Origin of the sequence: Streptomyces botrytidirepellens (assembly GCF_003721215.1) — a bacterium.
Taxonomy (GTDB): domain Bacteria; phylum Actinomycetota; class Actinomycetes; order Streptomycetales; family Streptomycetaceae; genus Streptomyces; species Streptomyces himastatinicus.
Map to the genome: position 1 here is coordinate 1 of NZ_RIBZ01000363.1, position 609 is coordinate 609.

Below are 609 nucleotides of genomic sequence, written 5' to 3' on the forward strand. Positions count from 1 at the left end.
ATGCCGCGCAGCCCGCGGCCGCCACCGGTGCGGCGCGCGCGGGCGGCGGCCCCGCTCACCGGGTTCTCCATGCTGATCTCCAACTCGCTGCCGCATCTGGTCATCCGCACCCGCACCGGCACCGGGCCGGCGTGGCGCAGGGCGTTGCTCAGCCCTTCCTGCACGATGCGGTACGCCTCGCGGGAGACGACCGGCGGCAGACCGCCCGGTGGGGGCCCGTCGAGGTCGACGGTGACGCCCGCGGCGCGGGTACGGGCCAGCAGCGCGTCCAGGTCGGCGAGGGTGGGGGAGGGCGTGGCCCGGCCCGTCCCGGGTCCGTCGGACTCCTCGCGCAACAGGCCCAGCACGCTGTCGAGTTCGGCGACGGCCCCGCGCGTCGTCTCCTCGATCGCCTCCAGCGCCTCCCGGGCGAAGCCCGGATCGGCGTCCAGGACCCTGCGCGCGGCGCTCGCCTGGAGCGTCACCGCGCTGAGCGCGTGCCCGACGGAGTCGTGCAGCTCGCGGGCGAGGCGGTTGCGGGAGGCGAGCCGGGCGGCCCGCTCCTCGGCGGCGGCCAGCCGGTCGGCGGGGGCGGGCCCGAGGAGCGCGGGCGCACAGCGGGCCAGCAGC

The 609-nt window shown here is 78.7% G+C and carries 1 protein-coding gene; it reads right to left on the minus strand.

Annotated features, from left to right (window positions below):
- A partial coding sequence (locus EEJ42_RS30985) for a sensor histidine kinase (RefSeq protein ID WP_246097508.1) occupies nt 1-609 on the minus strand: 609 nt, incomplete at both ends.